The sequence below is a fragment of the Aureispira anguillae genome (assembly GCF_026000115.1).
GTDB lineage: Bacteria > Bacteroidota > Bacteroidia > Chitinophagales > Saprospiraceae > Aureispira > Aureispira anguillae.
On sequence record NZ_AP026867.1, the window covers coordinates 1979853 to 2001639 of the forward strand.

The window sequence follows — 21787 nt, forward strand, 5'->3', positions numbered from 1 at the left end:
TTAGTAATACGAACGATTAACCAAGTCTTTTTCTTGATCTTGCTATTTCTTCGTTTTAAACGTAAACCACTTCCCAATCTTGATTTGATTGAAAATAACTCTGTATAGTACTTTGAAATCTATCTTCATGAACAGCTAAACAAAGAAAATGAGTAGCCCTAGAAATAGCAACATAACTAAGAGGTAACTTTCTTTGCCACGATTTATAAGATTGTCTCGTCCTCAAACTATTTTGCTTTGAACTAGAAGAAGAGATAAAATCCAAGATTTTACTTCCGATGTCAAATGTATTGTGATATGTTTCCAAAAACAATGTTGCTGTATGTGTTTCTCCCTTCACCCCATGTATAGTATCGAAATGAACTGTTAATCCTTGATTATTATACAATTGATTTGATTCAGGAACAGTCTGAGAAAATTGAGAATTTGGAGCATTAATAAAATTCTGTAATTCTGTATTAGAAACTTTTTTCCCAAAAGAATGAACTAAACTTATAATATATTGCTTTAGCTCTAAAACTAAAATAGGAATACTAATAAGATTCTTCTTAAATTTCAAAATCCAAATTACTAAATTCTCATTGAGTTCTTTAAGCTCTGGTTGCCTCTCCTCTAACAGAAAATTTATTAGAGTAAATGGAGTAAAATAACTCGAAGATTGGGGATTCTTAATTCCTGCTATCTTTAGTGATTTGCATATTAATTCTAATAATGTTTTTCGGGGTTCTTTTACATTTTTATTGTTTATTAGAGTCCTAAATTTATCTACATAAGATACAAGGTTGTCATATTCATTCCGATCTTTTAAGTTATCTTTATTAAAATCACTCCAATAAGAAACAATCCCCAAACGAGGGTTAGATTTTATATGCCCAATAGCTTTGAATATCCTATTACCCTGATTTTGTAGGTTGTATTGAATAATAAGATCTATATACTTATCTTTTACTCTACTAATATTTGAATCATTGAAAACGAGAATAGTTGGTTTTATTAAAGGATAGGGATTCCAATTAGATTCCATTGCCTGAGGAGACATACACACAGGTTTAATAATTTTAGACAAAGTATTATTTAAACGAGTAGTTTCAATTAATTGTATTACTGAATTAGGTTGCCATATATTCATTTCTTGATTAGAGGTATTACTAAATATAGATTGATTAATATCGCCAATTTTCTGTACAATAGCTCTATCTTTAAACAATTCATCAATAAGCTGATATTGATGGGTTTCCATATCTTGCATCTCATCAATAAATACAATTGGGAATCTATAACTAAAAAGTTGTTTTATCTCTGGATGTTTTCTTAAATAAGAAAATGCAATTGAATAAGCTTCATTATATTTTATATACCCTTCCTTTAATAACCTCTCTTTTAATGTTCTTACAGATCGATAAGTTACTGTTGTTTTTCCAAGAAAAGGTTGGGCTTTATTTATACTAGTTGATATATTAAAATTACTCTTATTAAAAACTAACTCGTTTACCTTAATATGGCGTTGAGATATATAGCTAGATTGAGTTACTAGTCTATTATAATCAGGTTGTCTTTTTAATAAATTTATCCATTCAAATTCATCCAATAAAACAGGAGAATGCTGGTAATGTTCTTTATATGCTGGAATAGTTAAATACTTGTCTACAAAAGATTGTATTGTACCAAAATGATTAGGGTATTCAGAATAATAGTTCGCATAAATTCCCAGCCTATCCTTTATTTCTTTTACAGCAATATTAGTATGAGTAATCACACATATTCCGTGTTTAAAAGATTTAGGTATCTTTTTAGCCAATATCATTAGCTTAGCTGCTAAAGTCGTCGTTTTGCCACTACCTGGACAAGCTTGAACGTCGGTACTATCCCAAAATTTAATAACTTCTCTCTGCCTTTCATTAAATTGAAATCCGAAATGAAGTTCTACTTCTGCTATTTCCTCATCTGTTATAACTATTCCATTGATATTAAACATTGGCAGTATGTTTTATAGCTTCCACAAGATAATTAATATTAGAGTCTGATAATATTTGCCCCTTTAATTCTTCATATGCTAATTCATCCAAATTTTCTTTTTTATCTAAAATAATTTTTGATAAACATTGAGCTACAACCGCTTTCGAAACTTTATTCTTATCTCTACCTTGCATTATAATCCAATACAATTTATATGCAATTTCTTCACGACTCATAGAAGCCTTCCAATCATTTATATCCTGTTCTACTTGTAATTTAATCAAACGAATTTCTTCTATAAACTCTTCATCTGCTGTATCAAAATCACTAGATTTTAAGATTAATTTTGCAGTTAAAATAGCTTCATAAAACAAATCTCGAAGGCAACTTAATCCTAATTCATATTCTAATGTCCAGTTTGGGCTAATAAAATACTTGACATTTTTTTCTGAACAATTTTTCCTTTCAAGTTCATTTGTTTTTATAGTAGGAAGATCTTGGTCAATATCAATATTAATGGATTCTAATAATTCTCCTAATTTTTTTCCAGCTTTAGTTTTTATTCGTAATTCTTTAGGAATAAGGGAGGTAAAATCTTTTATTAAGTTATCTTTTGACGTATACTTTTCTTCTAAAATAGATGTGAAGTCTATAGAAATTAGCTTGGGGAATTCTTCACTAAGTCCATCAATATACTCTGTTGATATTTGATAATATGTAGGTATATCAGAAGGGTTATCATTGAAATATTCCTTGGGTTTTACATCTAAATCTGTTATTATTGATACAGGTATATTTAACTCCTCTAGCTCTTCTCTTCGGAGGAATATTTTGGCGTATCTTAATAATGCTGTACTTCCAACATTAACTATTGAAATCCCATTTTTATGTAGGGGATACCCCATAAATTCAGCTAAAGCAGGTAAGAATAAATTTTCTGCATCCCCTTCAACAATCATTACTCCATTAGCAAAAAATAAATTAGATTTAGTATCATCTAAAAAACGCCTTAGAAATTCATAATCACCTGCGTTAAGTTTTGTTTTGTCTGTATGAAGAGAGAATGCTTTTCCTTCTTTACAAAGAATAAGGTTATTCAAATCAACTTTTGATGCTAGAGAATTACTATGAGTTGTTATTATACTTTGTAAACCAATTGATTCAGATTTTTTATCAAAAAAATTGATTAGATTTATTTGAGACTGAGGATGAAGGTGTGCTTCTATTTCTTCAATAAGTGATAATTTTAAACCAATAAAATTACTATCTTTCAGTAAAAGCATTTCAGCAGCTATAAATAAAAGGTTATTAGATCCTAAACCAAGATTTCCCCCACTATCTGAAATTCCTTGTAATTCTAATTTTTCGAGTATTCGCCCAAGACTATTATGGCTGATATTAAACCTTGAAGTGAGTTTATTATTAGCTAAAGCGAACTCTTCTAGATAAGTTTTATTTATAATGTCAGAAATAGGTTTTCCTCCATTCTCATCATTAAAATAATTTTCTACGCCTTCATTAGCTCTTCCCATTATTTGTATTAATTCATGATTTTGATCATCTTCTACTTGAAAAACATCATAATTAGCCAAAATTTGGGATAACCTTGAGCCTTTTCGTGGAGCCAACTCATAAACAGCATCACGTAACGGTTTTAGATAAGTTACTTTTAATTTATCTTTTGCTTTCTTGTTTATTGATCCACTTTCTTCATCTTCTCCAGCCTTAACATCATAAAAAATTTTAGAAAGATTATTTCCATTTACTATGCGTTTCGCACGCAATGTAAGTTTAAGAAAATACTCTTGATTTTCAATACTTAACCACTCAAGAAACATTGCAGCCTCAATAGTAGATAATTCTTTAAATACACAAATAATTTTCATTTCAGTAGCAAAATTAGTTCCATCAAAATGAAAATCGTCTTTTTCTAGACGTAACCAATCATTACTATGTGTTCCTAAAACAAATTTTATAGCATCAATAATGGCTGTTTTTCCACTATCATTTTCTCCGACTAAGAGATTAAGTCCTTTTTGGAATTCTAATTCTAGGGTTTTAATTTTTCGGAAATTTCCAATAGAAATATTTGCTAGATACATATCTCCGTTTCAGGTTTAATAGTTTAAAATAGTGAGGTAGGTTTTATAAAAAACATTATAAATCCAATATTTTTATAAGTAAAATAAACATACATTAGAGCAAAAAAAGCCAATCCCACTATCTCACTGTTGATTTCTCATCAATCGAATAATTTCTTCCTTATCCTTTAATTTATCATTCAAATGCTGAATTTCTTTTTGAAGGAATTCGACATCTTTACAAGTAGAATTTCTGCTATTATTAGATAGATTGCTATCAGGCCCCATACCACCAGTTGTAGCTTTACCCTAAGCTGCAACCACATTAGAGTAGAAATTAGCTCGTTTCTGTTCAAAAATATCAGGGCTTAGATTATTCAAATTTTCATGTGGTCGCTCAAAATTATAAGCCATTGACCAAGTTTGTAGTTCATCATTTAATTCTTCCATAGAATGAAACCAACATAGATTTAAACATTCTACTCGTAAGGTTTTATTCAATCGCTCAATCAAACCGTTTTGACTAGGCTTACCAGGCTGAATAAATCTGAGCTCAATATTATTTTGAACTGCCCAAGCTTGCAATTTACTGCTAATAAACTCTGGTCCATTATCACAACGAATGTATTTAGGTTTACCTAGGTAAGCCACAACTTGATCTAAAATAGTGACTAATTTCTTAGCAGAAATGCTACGATGAGCTTCTGTCCATAAAGCCCTACGAGAGCCTTCATCCATGATATTGACAATCCGAATCTGTTTTTGTACACCTTCCGTTTCTGCCCCTATTATCCAATCGCTCAAAAAATCCATTGCCCAACCTTCATTAGCATTCTTGGGAGCTAATAATTTTTGATATTTACGGTAAATACGTTTTCGTTTGGGCGGTAAACGAAGATGTAGACCTAGTTCACGCCATACTCGATAAACTCTCTTGTTATTATAAATACAGCCTTGTAAACGTAAATAATAAAACACTTTCCAAAAGCCCCAAGCTACAAAACGACTCGTGACCTGTAAGAGCCAATTTGCCAATAATTGATCTTCTTGTTCTTTTTCTACATCTGGTCGATGCCCCATTTTGCGACGATAATACGTTTGACGGCGAAAGCCCAATACATCACAACTACGTCGAACACTAAAACGTTCAGACAAACAATCCACTACTTCTTCTTGATGTCTCGGGCTTGGAACTTTTTTATCAGAGCATAACCTTCTTGCAAGATCTCGTGATTCATACTTAAATTTGCGTACATCTTCTTCAAACGTGAATTTTCTGCTTCCAAATCCTTGATTCGTCGTTTGTCCTCATCTTGGTCTTCTATAGTTTCTTTACGCCATTTATACAATGTCGCTGGACTGACTTGATGTTTTCGACTCAAGTCCGCTACACTAGATCCTGAGTCCCATTCGGCTAGAATCTTTAACTTTTCTTCTGTGTTAAATTTTCCTTTTCGCATTACTATTAGTTTTTTGCTTTCTTAAATATAAGCTTTTTTCTAATAACTTGTGGTTGCTCGCTGTGGTAAGCCTACAATACCTTGATTCAAATTTTCATTTGTAAAATAGTCGTTTGATTTATTTAAATTAAGTTTTAATCCAAATGAATTATCTATATAATCAATTTTCCTTGTTTTTTCAGCTTTTGGAAAATAGACATAATCTATCAACATACTTGATAGGGCAAAAAATATAATTAGTATAAAATTTAAAGTATTGATTGCTTCATTTACATATTCATTTTCTACAGGAATGAATGGGGAAGAAATAGAAATGATAAAAATTAAATAAAACAATATAGAATTTATCTTACTAAATTTTATCACTAAAGCAAAGATATTCTCTTGAGGTCTTTTAGAATGAGATGGTTTATTTGTCATTTATAGTATTTCATTTTTTAGATTTAGCATATGAGATTTTGACTTGTAGCCAACTAACAAATACACACAATGGCGTATATATTTTTATATAAAATCCTAAATTACTAAAAAATCAAGAGGGCTAACAATCGCTTTTAGCTTTTTATTTGATAGGTGGGGATATTTGAGCGCTCGTTTAAATATCTTTTGTATACCAACTTAAAAGTCATAACAAAAAAAAAGAGCATTCCCATTATAGAAATGCTCTTCAACTTGCGAGTACATTATATAACTTAAAAGTACGTTGATTTGTGCAAAAAATAAACAACGTTTATTTTAGTTTAAATCGGATGGGTAAATTATATCTAACAGAGACAACTTTACCATCTTTTTTTCCTGGCACCCATTTTCCTTTCATGAGTTGAATAACACGAATAGCTTCTTCACTACAGCCATCGGCTACTTCTCGTACGGTTTTGATGTCTTTGATACTCCCGTGCTTATCCACAACAAAAGAAATAACAGTCATTCCCTCTGTTCCATTTTCTTTAGCTTGTTTAGGGTATTTTATATTGTTGTAAATAAACTTTAGCATTTCATGATCGGTGCATTTTTTATCCGTTCCTTCGCAGGCAGCAGATTTCATATAGGGCATTTCATTGACTACTGTGTAGACTTTTCCTGTGTTTTCAGCAACGATCTCTTCCGTTTCATTTTTTAAATCTTTTTGGCAAGAAACTGTCCAAAAAACAAGTACAAATGCAAATAAGCTAGTGGCATATCTTAGATAAGGTACTTTTGACGAATGCTTTTTTGTCATCATGTTAATACGTTTTTTTAATTGTGAATAAATAAGATGATTGACCAATCCAATTTTTAAACCTGGGATGGATTGCTCGATTAATAATTGACCATATTCTTTAATTGGAGCGTGGTGAAGTACCGCTTGGTCAGCGAGGTATTCATGTTGATCACGCAGAGCACTTTTGTACAAAACAAGAAGGGGATTGAACCAAAATAAGATGCTTAGCACCTCAATGAGCATTATGTCTAGCGTATGATTTTGAAATATGTGAGTAGTTTCGTGTTTTAGTATGTATTCATATTCTTTGTTGCTTAATGAAATCCTATTACTAATGAACAAATACTTACCAAAAGAAAAGGGAGAGTGGAGTTCATTCGTTTTAACTAATGCGTAAGAAGCGTGGTTTTCAATGCGTGCTTTTTGATACAATTGATGAATTTTTAGCAAAGAAAGCCCAAGGCGAACAGCGGCAATAATTACCCCAATTCCATAAATAGCAATCAGAATCAAGGTGTAATTCCAGTACGTATATTGGAGGTTGGGGGCTGCGGCTAAATTTTGCTCTGCATTAACGGTAATTTCATGTAGTAGAATGGGCAATTGGGGAATATAGTTGTTGCTAGTTTCTATTTCTATCATTGGCAACCCAATACCTGCAACAAGTGCAAGGAGCAAGTAACTTCTATTGATTCCAAAGAAGCGTTCCCTCTGCAAGAATAGAGCATATATAATGTACAAAACCAACCAAACAAAGCCAGCTTTAAGTGCGTAAAGAACCATTGAGTGCGTAATTTAATAATTGATGAATAGGCAGTAATTTTCTGCTATTTTTCTTTATCAGAGTCCGAGTCGTTTAGCTTCTTCATCATTTCAGATAAATCCTGTAAAGACAAATCTTCTTTGTTAACCAAGAAGGAAACCAAGCGTTTGGCAGAGCCTCCAAAATAATTGCGAACCAAAGAACTTAGTGTTGCTTTACTATATTCTTCTTTGGCAATAATTGGGAAGTATTCATAGGTTCGACCATAGGCTTTGTGCCCTAGAAATCCCTTTTTTTCTAATATGCGAACAACAGAAGAAATTGTACTATGTGGTGGTTTGGGGTTTTCTTTCAATTGGTCAATAATATCCCGCACTGTACAGCGGTCTAATTGCCAAATGATTTGCATGATTTCTTCTTCTACTTTGGTTAGTTTTACCATAGTTCTGAATAATTAATGGTGTTATTTATTTCTATTAAGTAGATGCCCAATTTAATGTTAATTATTTTTATCCATCTACTGAGTTGTTAGGGGAAATATTTCTAATAAGACAAACTTACACCTTTAAAATAAGTTTTGCAACTTTTAGATAAGTTTTTTGACGTAAAAATACGTTGAATATGGAAAAGATCTTTCTTTTTCGAAAAGAAAGAGTGCTTTTTATGTTTTTAATTGATTGATTAATAGTTTATTGAGGTGCTGTGAGAAGCGTTTTATTTTTGATGAACAATTTTGAGGTAGTGAACTTGCAAGGCATTCAGTTTAAGCGCCACAAAATAATGGCCTTCTGGCAGACTCGCTTCTGGTTGCCAAAAGGCTTCGTATTTGTCAGGAGATAAGGTACGCTCTTCTAAGGTAGCAACTAGTCTTCCTGCAACATCATAAACAAGAATGCTAACATCAGCTTCTCGAAAAATTCCATACTGAATTCGAATTGATTCCCTATAAGGGTTGGGACTGGCGCTATAGATGATTCCTTTATCAATATGTATGTTGCTGGTTCCATTTGGAACGCCATTGCCACTAATCACAATATCCCAAGTGCCTTCTAGTGTGCCCCCATTATTTGTTAATGCGATTGTTCTATCGCTTGCGTCAAAGGCACCAGAGTTGATAGACGCCGCTGCATCCGTAGCAATATAGGGATCTCCTTGAAAATACAATTGGGTAGTTAGCGTACTAAAATTAGGAGGAGTGATTTTAAAATGAATATGGGATGGGCGAAAGGTAGAACCATTGAGGTAGCGACCAGGTTTGATGGTTTCAAAAATATAAAAACCTTGATTGTTGGTAAGCGTTTGTCCTCGGAGGTTGTATCCAGAGTTGTCATAATTGCCAGCATCGTTGGCATGCCAAACATCCACAATGGCATTGGGAATTACTTGACTACAATCCAAATTAAATACTCGACCGCTAATAATTAGTTTCGTGCCTGGCTCGTTGTTGTTGGCAAGTTGGTTATTGGATATATTGGGGGGATTGACGGTATAAAAAGGGCCTTCTCCATAATAATCTTCGGTTGTTTGTGTGCAACTAGCAATTTTATCTATGGCTTGATCTTTAGGCGTAGCTTTGAGTAGGGTAGGAAGCGCATTGATTCCCAATACAGATAGGGTAGCGTTTTTTAAAAATTGCCTGCGATTTTTATGCTTTTTCATACTGTTAGTAATTACTTGATTAATAAACCTTTAATTTATGCTATTCTAAATTACATCAATTTAGTTATTATACACTTGTAAAAAAGCAAGAATAAAATGCAAAAAGCTGCAAAAGCAGCTTTAGCAATAGAATAATTCCAATTGGTACAAGAACAATTTTTAGGACGTTTGGGTGAATAAGATTTTCAACCGAATTAATGTTTGAAGTAAAAATCATCTTCTACAGAAGAACTTTCCCAAGGAATTTGTCTTCCTTCAGAAGATTTGCGAACATTTTTGCGAACCTGTTTGAAAACGTCTTCCAATCCAGGGCCTTTTTGGCTCATGGCCTTTAATAATTCTTGTGTATAGAGCCCATTAACCCCTTTGCCATCTAAAGCAACAGAACCAGGAGCTGTAGAAAACGCAATAAAAGAATTGTAAGGAGCAGAGCCTATCGAAGCTAATCCATTGTAACTAGCATGCTTAGATTTTTTAAATTCTTCTTTGTAAGGATTGTCCCTACAAGCATCCAAAATAATAATATTCATATCATTTTCGGCGTATTCAAATTCTGAAAGTACACGACCTAAATCAACCGATTCAAATTCAATATCTTGTATTTTTGCAATGACAGCATCTACAGGCACCAAAAAATTTCGCCCATCAGATTGCAAACCATGACCTGCATAAAAGAACAAGCCGACACCTCCTCGCTCTTTGAGAATTTCACCAAATTCCCTAATGGCTTTTTTCATTGTTTTTTGCTTCAGGTCGGTATAAACATAGGCGTCAAACCCCGAACGTTGCAGTTCTTCGGCCATAGCAATTGCATCATTAACAGGATTTTTAAGCGGAGCTTTTTGATAATAGCTATTGCCAATAATCAATGCCGTCCTTGCTTGAGAAGAATCAATATTGGTTAAGGCCTTAAAAAATTTTCCGTCGTATTGATCTTCATCTGGATTGGCTCCAAAGGGATCATTGCTAGGAGTAGCGGCAACAATTTCTGTCTTTTTTTCTGCAATTTCTTCTACAAAAGTGCCATCTCGCCAGATTCCTTTTTGTTGGGTTCCATCCGAAAAGGTATAGATTCCCTCTCCATGGCGCATATTGTTCTTGTACTCGCCAATATATTTTTCGCCATTGGTCCAAATAAAGGTTCCATAACCTTGGCGTTTTCCATTCACAAAGGGACCTTTATAAAGGCTTCCATCTTTGTTGTAATATGCGCCCCGTCCGTGAGGTACAGCGTTTTTAAATTCGCCAATGTATTTATCGCCATTTTTATAAATAAAACGCCCTTTGCCGTTTTCACAGTCGCCAATAGTACACCCCGTTTGACTATATCCTAAATGAGTTATACTAAGAAAAAGTAAACTATAAATAGTAGAGCGTATGTATTGTTTTGGTAACATATTTTGTTTGCTTTTATAGTGTTTTTTTAGAAAAATCAATTATCATTCCAACTTAAAATAAGATTAATCGTCCTTTGTCAGGTCAATGTTCTTATCTTTATTAAAGCCTAATCCATCTACTGGATCATTGTCTGTTATAATAATTTCTTCTGGTTTACAAGTAGTATTTTGGTCGTTGGGAATTTCTAGGCTATCTCTTTGTGATCTTAATTCAGAATAAGAAGGAGGAGCCGCACTTAAAAAGTGGCTAGAACGTTCTTGGGGTAAGGAAGAAGTTGATTTTTTCTTCTTTTTACGATTGGTGTTTTGTAAAGCAATGGCAAACTTCTTGGGGCGAATGCTAACGTCGTAATAATTACAAGATGCAATGATAAATTCTGCCCCTAAAAAAATTAATTGGGAAGAATAAGAAACCCACATCAAGATTGCGATAAGTGAGCCTGCTGCGCCATAGGCAGAAATTACGCTGGTTTTGCTGAGATAAATCCCCATGACTAATTCACCTACCCAAAACAAAACAGCCGCAAAAAAAGCGCCTATCCAAATAAATTTCCAGCGCAATTTGACAGCAGGTAGAATCCTGTAGAGCATGGAAAAGAATAGCGTGATTAAAAAGATGGAAATACCGAGATTCAGAAAGACTAAAAAATAATCGGTTAGGTATTCCATATAAGGAATCATAAACTTGGGGAGTTTGCCAAAGACAAAGGCTTCATTGGCACTAATAAAAGTGCTTATCTTTAACAACAAAGCATTGAGTATAATAGAGAGCAACAACAAACCACCTATACTAAGCACCATTCCCAAGGAGAGTATTCGGTTGATGACAACTTCTACGACCTTCACTTTGCGAGGTACTGGTTTAACTTCAAAGATGTGATTGAGGGTATCTTGTAAGGCGTAAAATACTCCTGTCGCTACAAATATAAGTACGCCGACCCCAATTACAGTAGCCCACCAATTGGTATTAGGTGTTCCTATGTTAATAACAGCATTTTCAACCTGTTGAGCAGCTTCAGGTCCTACAAATTCTACTAAATTGAGATAAACCTCGCCATGAACAGCCGCCTCACCTAAAAAAAAGCCAACCAACCCAACAATAACAATAATCAATGCAGGCAGCGAAAATATGGTATAATAAGCCAAGGCAGCCCCTAAACGAAATACTCTATGCTCGTTATAACTGGTGATGGTATTTTTTAGTATGGTATAAACAGGATCAAGAATAGGATACACCAAGGGATGGTTATAGACCTCTTGGGTGACCTTGGTAACCTTTGATCTTAGGGTAGAAAAAAAAGATTTTAGCATAAATTATTCATCCATTTTTAGGCCTGTTCTAAAATTAAGGCTGCTCCTGTTCCTAATCCAGCACAAGCTGCTGCTAGCCCATTTTTGACGTTGGGGTTTCTCCCCATTTCCTTAGCCAATGAAACAACTAAGCGGGCAGCACTGACAGAAATAGGATTTCCAGCAGTTAAAGCTCCTCCATAGGGATTTACTTTCTCAGGATCCAAACCTAATTCTTGAATACAAACCAGTGCTTGAACCGCAAAAGATTCGCTCATTTCAATCCAATCCAATTCTTGCAGTTGCAAATCTGTCCGTTGCATTACTTTTTGGGTAGCTGCTACTGCTGATAACCCCATGTTGCTAGGATGGCAAGCTGCACTGGCCCATGTTTTGACTTGAGCCAATGGTTGAATGTTGTGCCGTTTGATATAGGATTCTGATGCCAAGGCAACTATCGCCGCTCCATCTCCGATTCTAGCTGCATTACCTGAACTTATGCAATGCCCATTTTCAACTAATTTAGGCAATTTTGACAACAAGTCCAAAGATAAGATGCGGTGTTGTTCGTCTATTTGCCAAAGCTTATTTTTGTGATCTTTAATGGGAAGAATTTCTTCCGACCAAATAGATCGCTCTAAGGCAGTTTGGTATTTTAGTCTACTTTGATAGGCATATTCATCTTGTAAATCACGGTTAATGTTGTAATTTTTGGCTAATAGTTCTGCCGTTTCAGGCATGGATAAAGTAGGACAAGCCGCATAGATTTTGGGGTTGACAAAACGCCAGCCAATTAAGCTGTTAACGGTACTTTTGTCTACCTTGCTTGTAATCAAAGGACTACGGCTCATGCTTTCTATGCCACCAGCAATATAGCAATCTCCTTCTCCCAGAGCTATGCTTCTGCTTGCAGAAATAATAGCCTCCATCCCTGATGAGCACAAACTATTGATGGTAGTAGCAACAGCAGAATAGGGCAAACCTGCAAGCAAACTTGCCATTCTTGCGACATTTCGATTGTCTTCGCCAGCTTGGTTGGCACAGCCCAAAATAACGCCGTCTATAGATGCCTTTTCCAAATTGTTTTTAGCAATAAGCTCCTGAATGACCAAACTTGCTAGATCGTCTGGTCTAATATGAGAAAGTGCGCCGTACAATTTGCCAATAGGACTTCTTAGGGCATCTATAATGTATATTGTTTGGTTTTTATTGTTCATTTGAAGCAAAATATTAATTTTGCATGGATTTGCAATTAAATATTAATTTTTACAAAAAAAAAGACATTATTGCTGTCGTCTTTAAAAGAAAGGCAAAGGTATTAAATTTTATTAAGCAAGGAAAGGAGAACCTTCTTGTTGAATTTTTAAAAATTTAATCCATGAATTTTTGAGGCAAATTATTTGTTGCATTAAGGAGAAAGGCAAGAGTTGTTTTTATTGCAGTATACTTAAGTTTCTTTATATAAAATAAAATTACAATAAAAAAAAATATGGGTCAAATACAGCGCATACAATCAGTTTATTTATTTTTAGCTTCTTTATTTGGTGGATCATTATTTGGGCTTCCATTTGCTACAGGACCAGTAGAAAAAGAGGGAATGTTGATGGATGGTTATTTGAATATTAATGACAATATTGGTTTGATAATATTAACCGTTGCGGTGGTTGTTTTGTCATTAGCAGCCATCTTTCTTTACAACAATAGAGTCCTTCAAATGAACTTAGGAAAGCTTAACCTTGTCTTGGCACTAGCTTTGTTGGTTTTTGCAGGTTATCTATTTTCTACGGTTCAGGCTATTGCAACAGTAGGAGGAGGTTTGTTTATGCCTATTTTGGTGATGTTGTTTGTTGTTTTGGCAAACAAAAATATCCAAAAAGATGAAAAGCTTGTTCGAGATTCTAATCGACTACGTTAAAAATTATACAAATGCTCCAATTGGAAAATGAAACAATTGACCCATTTTCCAATTGGAGCATCTAAGGATTAAGTTCAATAATTTACTCTGTAGATTTTCAATTGTAATTAATCTGCTTTTTTATTTCTCCATTCGATTCCCAATCCTAAACCCAATAGGATAAAATTGGGAATAGCAACTACCCAATAGTTAGCAATGGTTTCTTTTAATTCGCTACTTTCACGTGCTACAATTTGTTCCTGAATTTCTTTTGGGATTCCCGTCATGTTGATTTTAGAGGGTTGTGCACTAGGTAATTGTGTCGTTCTTATTTCTTGAAATTGATAGGCAATAGCCGCAGCACCCAAAATTCCTGTAATACTACAGATGTATAACCATTTGGATGGAAAGTTGGGACGCATCAACTTGTGAATGAATAAACCCAAACCCAAAATAGTAATGGCATAGAATGGCAATACAGAAATCAATAAATCATTGAGATGTATATAATGTATATTGGTTGTTGTTTGAGCAGAAAGGTTGCTGCTAAAAAGCAAAAAGAGTAGGGCAATTGTATTTTTTGATATGTTCACCTTCAATTATAAAAATTTAATTAATAAAACGTTATCTTTTGGTACCAAATGAGGTGGTGCTTTTGGTTGTTGTAAAATGCTTTTAAATAATGATTGTAAATTTGTATCTTGCTTATAATCAGTGTTGAAATGTGCATTTTTAGATTTGTAAATTAGGACTTACAGAACAGTCTAAAAAACATCGCTAAAATTTAACCATAGCATTTGTTAAAGAACGATAAAAATATTGTTTGGCAAAGTTACATTTTATTCGTAATTTAATGTTTTATTAGAAGGCTCATTTTATGTTTTGTTCAAAATGAGCTTTGATTTTGAATTTTGTTGATAATTTCCACTACTAATCCAATACCTCAATGTCAGATCCAAATCATAATAATAATAATAACATTAATAATAATACTAGCCTTCCTGAAGGGGATAAAAGAAAGGAAGGAAAAGGATATGTTTTGGCTCCAACAAAACGAAAGCCTGAAGGCGTTAATGTAAAAGATTATTTTCTTACAAAGGATATAAAGCCTACTAGCATAAATGGGCTGGGACCAAGTAATGGCGTTGGCCATACCACCACTAGTTCTAAACCCAATGGGGCTTCTATGGCGGATTTAGGAAAAAAGCCCCCCAAACAAAGTCTATCAAAGAAAAAACCTACACAGAGTAATAGTAAAACCAGTTTGGGTCCCAAACCCAAAAACTTTAAACCTATAGCACCAGCTGGGGATAACCCTAAGTTAGATTTGTCGGGCATGGGAACTCCTCCTAAAGATATTGTTGCAACAAATGTCGTTCAAACTTCAGAAGTAAGTCTTGGAGGAAAAAAGGCTACTCCTCCAACAAAAAAAGTTACTCCTGTTGCCAAGAAAACAGAATCAGAGCCTAAGCCCAATGGACGTTTTAAAGAAATTTTTGCTCGATTAAAACCTAAGAAAAAAACATCAGAAACACCAAAATTGGTAGGAGGAAAGACCGAAGGGGGAGAAAAGGCAATAACAGCTGCCAAAGATAAAACAATAACGCCCACTCATAAAGAGAATACAACCGATCTTGGAAAAAATCCAGGGGAACAACCTGCCACTGTTGTAGATGCAAAAAATAAAAAAGAAAAGCCTAAAGTAGAAACTAAGGATAAACAATCTGAAGCAGATGATAAGGCTTTAAGCGCTTTTACTGTAGAAGAAACAGAGGAAGAAAAAGAGGAAGCAGAAACAGGAAAGAAGAACCATGATGAGGGAATGAACCATGGGTTGATGGTAGGACGGAGTATTGGCTATGGAGCAAAGATAACATTGGATGAAAATGGGGAGTTCTTGATTAATAAATTTTCAGAAGATGAGTCTACTGAGGAGGATGCTAAGAATAGATACATTCAAGAGAATTTAGCAGATGCAAAAAAAATAGAAGATACAGGTTCTGCTGAACCTTCAAAAGATGGTGAAAAAACAGAACCTGAGCCTAAGCCTGGATATTACGATGGGTATATTCAGGGGTACAATGAGGGACATAGAGAGGGAATGGCATTAAAGCGAGAAGCTGAAAAAGCACAGCGAGAAGCCAAGTTGGCGAAGGACATGGAAACGGATGAATACAAGGCTGGGGCTATGTTGGGACTTGCTTGTGGTGCTGCTTCTGCCAATAGAGCGGCAGATATAGAGGCTACTTTTGTGCTTAATAAAAATAAAAAAACGGTTGCTGTAGAAGTCAAAGCTCCTATGGCTGCTGTTCGTAGTGCTGCTTTTGACCAAAAACAAACTCCTGGTGGCGAACTCTCAGGACCTATTTATGAAAATGCTTTTGTACAGCATTACAATGTAGGGTATCGGGATGCCAAGAATAAGCAAAGACAGGGACCTGAAATTGATGCAGATTATCAAGCTGGACATGATGAAGGGTATAAATTGGGGGCGCAAAGGGCAAATGGAGGTTCTGGAGATGAGGAGTTGGTGGAGAAAAAGAAAGCCTATGAAGCTCAGAATGTAAAAGAGCTAGAAAAAAAGGATAAACAAAAGCATTATGGCTTTTTTGCAGGTTATAATAGAGGTTATAAACAAGCCAAGGAAGCTAAAAAGAATGCAGGAAGAGAACAGTTAGCAAAAAAATACAAGGATCCTACTTTTATGGCAGGTTTTGCTACTGGGAATATGAAGGGCTTCTTAAAAGTATTAATAGAGCCTTCTGGAATTGATTTGCTAACGGCATTGAATGATCCTAAAAAAATGGAGGAAGCGGGGATTCCCGATTATTTTCCTATTCCTTCTGCTGTTAGGGAGAACATCAAAGCTACGCTAGTTCATGGCGAAAATGTTGATGCTAAGGATACTGGTGATGCAACCAAAGCTTTGATCGCTAAACCGTTGTTTGGGGAAGGACTCAGAATGGGCTACAACCAAGGTTATTCTAGAGGACAAAAGTCTAAGTTCTCATTCAAGCAAAATAAAATGAGAATGCACCCTGATTATCAGGCGGCAACAAAAGCAGTTGATGGCTATACTCCTGGTGGCTTATTGGCAGATGCAAAGGTCGAGTTTAATACTTTGCAGGCATTAAGTGAGCAGTCGGATGAACAAAAGGAGCGTTGCGATATTCTTTCTGAGGGAATGAAGGCGTTGAGAGCTGAAATCGAAAAAGAAAGTAAATTTTATCAGCAGGGAGTTTGGGACAATTATAATCAAGTTTATAAAGAAAAAGAGAAAGCTAGACGGGACGCAAATATAAAAGGGGGCGCAAGGATTAAAAATCAAGCTTTGTATGAAAAGGGGCTTGCTTGGGGAAAAAAAGTTGGCGATCGTGTTGTTGCTGGTAAAGATAAATTAAAAGAATTAAATGCTAGAGGGCTTGATATTGTGGCTCGTAGAGCAAAGTTAAATAAGGCCATACAGGATGCCCATAAGGTGGCAAAATTAGAGGCAAAAAAAGAAGGGGATGACTATTATACGGGGTATCTAGGCGGTTATAATGGTGCTCTGATTCGAGCAAAGGACGCTAAGAAGACCGATATGGGGAATAGTGGCGTTAAGGAGGCTGCTAGTGATTTGGATAAGGTTGTAGAAGATGATGCACAAAATGAGTTGAAAACGCATTTGGAGATTACCAAGAGTTTATCACTTAGTGGTTTATCTGAAAAAATTGGCACTAAAGCCAAAAAGGCGTTTGAGGATGGTGCAGCACAAGGCTATAATTTGGCTTATAGTTCTATGGTTTATGACTTAGAGACTGGAGCGCCAAAAACGGATGCTAATTTTGAAGAACAGTACAAGAAACAATTAAAAAATAAATACACTTCTTACAAAAAGGATGCAGAAGGGGAAAAAGATGGGGCAGAGGTCTTGGCCTATTATTTTGTCTTGGCTTATAAGGCCTATTCTTACAAAACAGGGGCGAAGGGAATACAATATGGTGCTCCTAAGGGAGAGCATGATGCGATTAGCTTTAATGAGGGCTATATTGCTGGTCGAAACCAAGTAAATCAAAAAGGAAAAGGGGGAGATACTAAGAAAGATAATGATAAGGAAGCCATATCTTCTAAGGTTACTTCTAAGGTAGCCTATGAGGAAGGACGAAAAGCAGCTTTGTACAAAGCAAGGTATGACGCTTTTAAGAATGGTATGATTGATGCCGCTGCAAAGAAAAAAACAGATCAAACTTCTACCACTACTGATTCTACAAAGGACACTACCACTACAAGTCCTCCGAAATCAACAGAAAAGGATGATTTGACTAAGGGCTTGAACGAGATGAAGAAGGTTGAAAAAGCAGTGACAAAACAAGCAGCTAAGGAGGAGGTAAGTGAGCATTATACACAAGGAGAGCAGGATGCAAGTGACTTATGGACAAAAATTATTTACTTAAGTAGAGGAATCAAATTAGAAGGGGTTAAAATTGATAATAATCCTGTTACTGTTAAGTTGCTCAATGATAAAGGAGAAGAAAGGGAAGATCAAATTGCCAATGGAATACAATATGAGGCATTAGCCAAGGAATATCATAAGAATAAAAACGCTTATGTGGAGGATATTGTACGTTATTATGTTGAGGTTAAAAATGTAGATGAATCAAGTAGTGAAAGCTGGTTGATGAATTTTTTGAGTGGGATGTCTTTTTTTAGTCCAATTACGCTTTCTGAACCCATGAGTTCTACGACTCCTAAAAGTGCTCCGATCTCTAGTTCATTGGGTCTGGGGAGTTTGGGGAATATGGGAATGGGTACGTTGGGAATGGGCGTAATGAGTCCTTTAAAGCTTTCTCCTTCTATGAATTTTCTTAGCCCAATGGGGGGCTTCTTCCAGACTACCCACAACAAAAAAAATTCTGTTAAAGAGGACTATAAAAGTGGATACTTAAATAAAATTGCAGAAATAGAAGCTTCTTTTGATAAGAAATTTATGGATGCGTGGTTGTATGATTTGGGATTTGCAGAGGGCATTGCACTAACTGCTAAGGGAGTGATTGATATTAAACCGCCAAAGTCGCCTTTTAGCAATGTTTCTATTGGTGATGTGAATAAAAATAGTGCTGAATATAAAAAAGGACAGTTTGAGGGAATGAAGTTTGGAACTTCTGTTAAGAGTGGTGCTATTAATCCTACCGATGATGAAATGGCAAAAGTCTATGGCGATTATTATCAAGATGGTTTTGAGGAGGGAAAACTTATTGCTATTACGATGGGAAAGAATGCCGCTGCTGCTATTATTAAAGATGAATCTATTCAGGTGCCAACCGAAAAGGATTTAATCACTAATCTTGATGAAAAGGCAGGAGCCGAAAAGGATGATCCCAGCCGAAAGGATTACAAGAGAGGATACTTAAAGGCTTTTAATGCGTACTATTGGAAAACTCGTGATTTTGAATATGGCAAAAAGTTAGGGTATGAGCGAGCAGGTAATGGAAATATAATTAATTCAAAGCCTGAAAATGGGGTAGAAGTTAGAGACGAAAAAGCATTCTTTTACGGTTTTGACCAAGGGCGCTCTGCTGCTTTGTCGGGTTTGTCAAAGGATGAATTGGACGGCAAGAAAAACATGGTGGATACACCCGATGAACTGCTCAAAGAGTTAGTGGAAAAATACACGTGGAGAAATGCTGCTATTCAGGCTATTGAAGAACTAAACTTAGGGGCTAAAATTCACGAAATAAAGGATGGTTCTGGTATTTATAAAAAGTTTGCAAAACTTAAGGTCATTACTGCATTAGGTGCAGGTCCTGGTGGGGCAGATCTTTCTGGTGAAATTGCTTCTGCTTTTAGTGGTGATGATTTTAGTGCCGAATTAGAGCAGTTTAGCGAACTAAGTGAGGAAGATAAAGTAGAGTATCGGGCTTTGTTTGAGGAACAATATGAAGAGGCCTATTATTCTGTTTATGCACAATGTTTGGTCGATTTAACGGAGGTTGCTATGATTGCTTCTACGGACCAAGGATCGGGCGGTGGTATGGGAATGGGGGCAGGAAGTTCTAATAATTTGTCGGGCAATGCCGCTCTAGATAGTTTGGTGGATATTTTGTACGACGATAGTGTAACGGCAAGTGGAATTGGTGCCGATTTTACAATTAGCAAAATGCTTTTGTTAAAGGCTTTTTATGATCTTGAAATTAAAATTAAGGAAACAGAAAAGTATATCGAAAAAGACTTAAAAGAAATTGAATCAAAACAAGAATTAGCCAATTTGTTGACCGAAAAGGCCATTGATCCAGATACCAAAATGATCGAAACCTTAGAACAGGAGTTGGCAAATAATAACTTGAAGCCTAAGGATCGAACGCTCAAAAAGAAAAAGCTACATCAATTAAAAATTAGGCTCAAGCGTGAACATAACGAATTGAACAAAATAGAACAAGATTGGAAAAATGCTGAAAAAGCAGCCAAAACAAAAATTGAAAGCATTCGTGTCTTTATGAAAGATAATTTGTCTTTTGATACACCTTTGGAGTCCAATGAAGATATTTTGGAATATATAAAAGTTAATCTACAAACCTCTGAATATAGAGAAGAACAGGTCTACGAAAATCTTAATATTTTTAATGGCTTGGAACTCGATGGGGAATTTAGTCATAGCGAAAGTAATGGACTGATCGTTAATGTAACAGGAAGTGGAAAGTTTTCCTTGGATGAGTACGCAGAGGATATAGACATCAATAATGTAGATATTTTTATCGAAAAGAATGGTTTTGAAATAAAGGCCAAAGGCTTATCTTTTATTCAAGATTTTGATACCCTAGACCTAATGAGTGGTGTGTTGGTTACTCCAAAGATAGAAGGAGGAGAACATGTTGGGGTAAAAAATAAATACCATTTTGATGTATTTACTTTAAATAAGGATGAGGGAATTAAGTCGCTGATTGAAGACCAAAAACATTATGCCTTAAAGGGCGGAATGGAATAAATTGATGCTTTCAACTAGTGTTTTGATTTCTGGTAGAGCATTGTGGCGATGCAAGCAAATTCTTATGCGTTCTTTGCCTGCAGCAACCGTGGGCATTCGAATTGGGCGAACATCATATCCTTTGGCTGCTAATTGTTGACTTAATTCCAAAACGGCTTCATTGCCTGGCGTTAATAGACATTGAATAGGGCTAAGGCTATTGATATAATGGGCTTGTATTTGGGGCGATAGGAGCGATCGAAAATAATCAATACGTTCCTTTAATTCTTTGATGTAATCGGCTCCTTTTTTTTCTAATAAGCGATAAGCTTCCAATATGTGATGTGTACTATGAGGGCTAAGGGCAGTTGTATAAATAAGTGGTCGGGCATAATTTAATAGATAATCTTTTAATACCTTTGATCCTACCACTGCTGCACCATGTCCTCCCATTGCTTTTCCAAAAGTGTATATTCGAGCAAAAACTTCTTTATGGATACCTGTCTCTACGCATAAACCTTCTCCATAATGCCCACAAATACCTGTGCTATGGGCTTCGTCAACAACTAAATACGCTTGGTATTTTTGGCAAAGTGCCTGAATGGTTTTTAATGGCGCAGCATCTCCATCCATTGAATAAATAGACTCTACCAAAACAAAAATAGTTTTGCCTTGGTGTTCTTGGAGCAATTGCTCTAGTGCTGAGGTATTATTGTGGGCAAAAACAGAACTACGAGCAGGACTCAAGCGTATGCCATCATGGATACTTGCATGGACTAATTCATCGTATAAAATAACATCTGAGCGTCTAGGAATGGCACTTAATAGCCCCAGATTGGCATTGTATCCAGCATTAAAAACCAAGGCTGCTTCTCCTTGGTGAAATTCAGCAATTTTGTCTTCTAATGTTTCTAATAATTCATAATGTCCCGTCAATAATCTTGATCCTGTAGACCCCAACGGAAGCTGGGCAGATATTTCTGCTGCTTTTTTTTGCAATATGGGAGATTGAGCAAGACTTAAATAATCGTTAGAACAAAAGTCGATTAGATGCTCGTGCCTCTTTACGGTTCGTAGTGCTTTATTGGCTTTTCTTCTAGCTAAAAATGCCTGCATGCGTTCTTCTAATAACATGTTTTTTTA

General features: G+C 35.3%; 16 protein-coding genes. 2 read left to right on the forward strand and 14 right to left on the reverse strand.

Annotated elements, in window-relative coordinates:
* Positions 1-55: 55 nt before the first annotated feature.
* The 12 genes from AsAng_RS07750 to AsAng_RS07805 form a co-directional block, all read right to left on the reverse strand.
* Positions 56-1975 carry a UvrD-helicase domain-containing protein gene (locus AsAng_RS07750; RefSeq protein WP_264792197.1) on the reverse strand — a complete coding sequence of 640 codons (1920 nt, stop codon included), beginning with the start codon at positions 1973-1975 and terminating at the stop codon, positions 56-58.
* The gene (locus AsAng_RS07755; RefSeq protein WP_264792198.1) at positions 1968-4058 is read right to left on the reverse strand and encodes an ATP-dependent nuclease; all 2091 of its coding nucleotides are present in this window, start codon (positions 4056-4058) and stop codon (positions 1968-1970) included. The genes AsAng_RS07750 and AsAng_RS07755 overlap by 8 nt, the downstream gene beginning before the upstream one ends.
* Before the next feature lie 123 nt (positions 4059-4181).
* Positions 4182-4325 (reverse strand): hypothetical protein, encoded by a 144-nt coding sequence (locus AsAng_RS07760; RefSeq protein WP_264792199.1) that lies wholly within the window; start codon positions 4323-4325, stop codon positions 4182-4184.
* 21 nt (positions 4326-4346) lie between these two features.
* Positions 4347-5201 (reverse strand): IS3 family transposase, encoded by an 855-nt coding sequence (locus AsAng_RS07765; RefSeq protein WP_264790965.1) that lies wholly within the window; start codon positions 5199-5201, stop codon positions 4347-4349.
* Complete coding sequence (locus AsAng_RS07770; RefSeq protein ID WP_264790964.1) at positions 5201-5497, reverse strand: transposase; 297 nt, start codon at positions 5495-5497, stop codon at positions 5201-5203. The genes AsAng_RS07765 and AsAng_RS07770 overlap by 1 nt, the downstream gene beginning before the upstream one ends.
* A 39-nt stretch (positions 5498-5536) precedes the next feature.
* Positions 5537-5917, reverse strand: a complete 381-nt coding sequence (locus AsAng_RS07775) for a hypothetical protein (protein WP_264792200.1) — start codon at positions 5915-5917, stop codon at positions 5537-5539.
* Between the two features lie 310 nt (positions 5918-6227).
* Positions 6228-7481 carry a M56 family metallopeptidase gene (locus AsAng_RS07780; RefSeq protein ID WP_264792201.1) on the reverse strand — a complete coding sequence of 418 codons (1254 nt, stop codon included), beginning with the start codon at positions 7479-7481 and terminating at the stop codon, positions 6228-6230.
* A 44-nt stretch (positions 7482-7525) separates the two neighbouring features.
* A complete protein-coding gene (locus AsAng_RS07785) occupies positions 7526-7903 on the reverse strand; it encodes a BlaI/MecI/CopY family transcriptional regulator (RefSeq protein WP_264792202.1) in 378 nt (125 codons plus the stop codon).
* A 272-nt stretch (positions 7904-8175) separates the two neighbouring features.
* The gene (locus tag AsAng_RS07790) at positions 8176-9120 is read right to left on the reverse strand and encodes a dioxygenase family protein (RefSeq protein ID WP_264792203.1); all 945 of its coding nucleotides are present in this window, start codon (positions 9118-9120) and stop codon (positions 8176-8178) included.
* Positions 9121-9314: 194 nt separating this feature from the next.
* On the reverse strand, positions 9315-10517 hold the full coding sequence (locus AsAng_RS07795) for a caspase family protein (RefSeq protein ID WP_264792204.1): 1203 nt from the start codon (positions 10515-10517) through the stop codon (positions 9315-9317).
* A 63-nt stretch (positions 10518-10580) separates the two neighbouring features.
* Complete coding sequence (locus AsAng_RS07800) at positions 10581-11828, reverse strand: YihY/virulence factor BrkB family protein (protein ID WP_264792205.1); 1248 nt, start codon at positions 11826-11828, stop codon at positions 10581-10583.
* 17 nt (positions 11829-11845) lie between these two features.
* Positions 11846-13024, reverse strand: a complete 1179-nt coding sequence (locus tag AsAng_RS07805) for a thiolase family protein (RefSeq protein ID WP_264792206.1) — start codon at positions 13022-13024, stop codon at positions 11846-11848.
* Positions 13025-13296: 272 nt separating this feature from the next.
* Here AsAng_RS07805 and AsAng_RS07810 point away from each other — a divergent pair, with 272 nt between their 5' ends.
* A complete protein-coding gene (locus AsAng_RS07810) occupies positions 13297-13722 on the forward strand; it encodes a DUF4293 domain-containing protein (RefSeq protein ID WP_264792207.1) in 426 nt (141 codons plus the stop codon).
* Positions 13723-13829: 107 nt separating this feature from the next.
* On the opposite strand, the gene AsAng_RS07815 is transcribed toward AsAng_RS07810, so the two are convergent.
* On the reverse strand, positions 13830-14294 hold the full coding sequence (locus AsAng_RS07815; RefSeq protein WP_264792208.1) for a hypothetical protein: 465 nt from the start codon (positions 14292-14294) through the stop codon (positions 13830-13832).
* 353 nt (positions 14295-14647) lie between these two features.
* On the opposite strand from AsAng_RS07815, the gene AsAng_RS07820 reads away from it, so the two are divergent.
* A complete protein-coding gene (locus AsAng_RS07820) occupies positions 14648-20665 on the forward strand; it encodes a hypothetical protein (protein ID WP_264792209.1) in 6018 nt (2005 codons plus the stop codon).
* On the opposite strand, the gene AsAng_RS07825 is transcribed toward AsAng_RS07820, so the two are convergent.
* Positions 20645-21778, reverse strand: a complete 1134-nt coding sequence (locus AsAng_RS07825) for an aminotransferase class I/II-fold pyridoxal phosphate-dependent enzyme (protein WP_264792210.1) — start codon at positions 21776-21778, stop codon at positions 20645-20647. The genes AsAng_RS07820 and AsAng_RS07825 overlap by 21 nt on opposite strands.
* Positions 21779-21787: the final 9 nt, after the last annotated feature.